Annotated in this window: 2 protein-coding genes and 1 pseudogene; 1 reads left to right on the forward strand and 2 read right to left on the reverse strand. The window is 60.9% G+C overall.

Translation table 11 applies throughout. From position 1 onward, the window contains the following. Nucleotides 1-106 precede the first annotated feature (106 nt). Nucleotides 107-883, reverse strand: coding sequence for a hypothetical protein (locus EKN07_RS12305; RefSeq protein ID WP_206435735.1), 777 nt, complete (start codon nt 881-883; stop codon nt 107-109). Between the two features lie 288 nt (nt 884-1171). Here EKN07_RS12305 and EKN07_RS12310 point away from each other — a divergent pair, with 288 nt between their 5' ends. After that, nucleotides 1172-2320, forward strand: coding sequence for a hypothetical protein (locus EKN07_RS12310; RefSeq protein ID WP_126146562.1), 1149 nt, complete (start codon nt 1172-1174; stop codon nt 2318-2320). Here the strand turns inward: EKN07_RS12310 and EKN07_RS13075 are convergent. Further along, nucleotides 2283-2880 (reverse strand): annotated as a pseudogene (locus tag EKN07_RS13075) (IS3 family transposase); the annotation flags it as partial. The gene EKN07_RS12310 and the pseudogene EKN07_RS13075 overlap by 38 nt on opposite strands.

Below are 2880 nucleotides of genomic sequence, written 5' to 3' on the forward strand. Positions count from 1 at the left end.
GGGAGGCTATCGTTCCTCTTCACTAGTAGCGGGCACTTCTGATCGTGGTGCCGCCGTGAGGCCAGGTCGTGGTGTGGCAGTGAGGTCATGGTGGGTCGGGTTGGGGTTATGGGGTGGTGGTTGGTGTTGATGTCGTCTCTGTTGGTGCGGGGAAGGGGACACTGGTCCATGGTGTCTTGTTGTTCGGGTCGCGGCGGTCTTGCATTTCGATGTCGGTCAGTTCGAAGTCGCCGCGAACTTCGTAGAACAGCCAGCCTTCCCCAGACTCACCAGGTTCCAGGTAGCGGACATCTGAAAGGTAGTCGTCTCCGCGGTAACTGACTCCAACATCAAGATAGTACGGTTCGTATAGTTTATGTCCGTTGGTGTATCCGTCGAGGCGTTCTCCGAGCTCAGTGAAGGCGTTGGCCCTGTCTCCGGTGTTGGTGACGCGGAGTTTGATGCCCAGGAACCGGTGGCCCTCGATCGTGATCTTTACGGGTGGGTCGTAAGTGGTCAAATACTCGGTGACATCTGGCTTGTACTCTACAACTTCCACGCTCCAGTCCCCGATCTGCGTAGCCCCGGAGGTGGGCGAGACCGTGGTGGGTTCCGGCGTGGCCGTGCTTGGCGTAGGTACTGGGCGTGTCGTGTGGTCACTGGTCGCCGGTGTGGGTGTGGCGTGGTTGCGTCCAGCGATCATGATCCCGGCGACCACCACCGCGATGACGATCAGGGCACCGACGAGTACCCAGGCCCACCCGGGCAGACCCCGTTGAGAAGCAGTCACAGCGGTAGTGCCCTGAGTGGGGCTGGGTGGGTTGCTGTGTGGGGCTGGTGTTTGCGTGTCGTGCGAGTAGTGACTGGGGTGAGGTGGCTGTGGTCCGAACGGTGGCGTGGTCATGAGGGTTCTCCTGTCTGGTCTGCTGGTCGTGGTATTGATTGTTGCAGGTTTATCCGCATTATGCAGGCCTTGAGTGTGAGCAGGCTCGGGACATTTCTACTCTACCGGTTGTCGTTGAGATCAGGGGAGGGCGGGTTTGTCAAGTCTATGGTGTGGGCATTGATACCCATAGCGGACGGGGAGGGATGGGTTGTAGGGTCGCGAATAGAAATTGTCACCGGCTGTGGGCAGTGGTGGCAGCCAAGCCAAATGAACCAAGCATCGTCGGCGAGGAGATTGGAGACGATTATGGCGAGCAGGGAACAGCGCAGACGCCTAGAGGATATTGCCGCATTCGACCCGAACCAAGCCTTCAAATTGTCGCGAAGGCTTGGCAAGATCAGTGAGGGTTTTGAGGGGTTGCGGGGTACGATTGGTGAGCGGATGAATCCGGATGATTTAGGGATTCGTGGCGCGGCGGGTGAAGCGTTTCTGAGCTCAATGGACGGTATCCGGCAACGGATGGGCCAGCACGCCGACGACATTCGGGCGATGAGTAAGTCGGCGGAGGTGATTGCGGATGTGACGGAGGTAGCTCGGCAGGCGCATGAAGAAATCAGTGCGGATACGACGTCGTCGGATGCGGCGTATGTGGCGCAGTCGGGTGCGCTTAATGGTGTTGCGACGGTGAATCCGGGTGTGGATGTGACGGGGCAGCTGCAGCATGCTCATCAGGCGTATGAGGCTCGCGATAGTGGGTATGAGGAGCGGGCTGGGCGGATGGTGGATTATGTGGGTGAGGAGGTGGATCGTGCGATTCGTATGCTGCCCCGCTCGGAGAAGGCGGCTCCACGGTCCTATGTCACCTACGCGCCACCGTTGTCTGGTGTGGATTCGTCGGTGACGGGCCTGCCGTCCGATGGTGGCGCGTCGTATGCTGCGGCGTTGGCGGAGGGCCGCCCGGCCGACACGGACATGGATGTGGATGTGTCGGATGGTGGTGGGTCTGTTGTTCCGTCGGTGGGTGCGATTGCTGCTGGTGTGGGTGTTTCTGGGAGTTTGGCGTGGATGTTTTCGTGGTATGCGGGTGAGCGTGTGGAGGGCATGGTGGGTACCCCACAAGGCAGGATGATCCGAGCTGATTCGGCGGAGGCACGCTACTTGTATGGTCCGGGTGGAGGGGATTTGATGGACCGGGTCCGGGAAGCCGGACGCCTCTCCTTCCAAGACAACAACCCCACAGGTGGTGCGGCGGGTGCGGCTGCGGGTGCTGCTGGTGCGGCGGGGTTGGCTCGTGGTGCGGCATCTGGTGTGCGGTGGAGTAATGCGCAGCAGATGGGGATGCGTCCCACCCGTATCCCCTTATCAGGCCAACCCCAACAAGGCACCGTGTCAAGCCCCGGGTTTTGTGGAGGCTGTTTTATCTGGCGTCGGCGGTTGCCGGCTGGGGTTGGTTGATGGTGTTGGTGTCGTCTTGTGGTGGTGGGGTGTAGGCCTGCTCGTGCTCGATCGGAGTGTGCATGTCGATGGCGCAGTGAGGACGGGTTGTGTTGTACCAGTGCACCCACTGGGCGGTAGCGAACTCGACATCATCAATACCCTGCCAGGGGCCATAGGAGTCGGGGTAGTGACGGTTGCGGATCAATTCAGCCTTGTACAGGGAATTCAGGGCCTCGGCCAACGCGTTATCGTAGGAGTCGCCCTTCGACCCCACAGAGGCCACAGCATCGGCCTCGGACAGGGCCTGCCCGTAACGGATTGCCCGGTACTGCACACCCCGGCCGCGTGTGATGAATCAGCCCCTTCAGGTCCGCGCCCTCGCGCCTGCGCTGCCAGATCCCCATCTTCAGAGCGTCCAGGGCCAGGTCAGTGTACGGGCTCGTGGAGGTCTGCCAGCCGATGATCCGACGGGAGTAGACGTCAGCGGGCGAAGGCCACATAGACCCAGTCGGACAGGGTTCGTACGTAGGTGATGTCCGCCACCCACAACTCGTTCGGCCTGAACGCGCTAAAGTGCC

This window comes from Actinobaculum sp. 352, assembly GCF_003957265.1.
Lineage (GTDB): Bacteria > Actinomycetota > Actinomycetes > Actinomycetales > Actinomycetaceae > Asp313.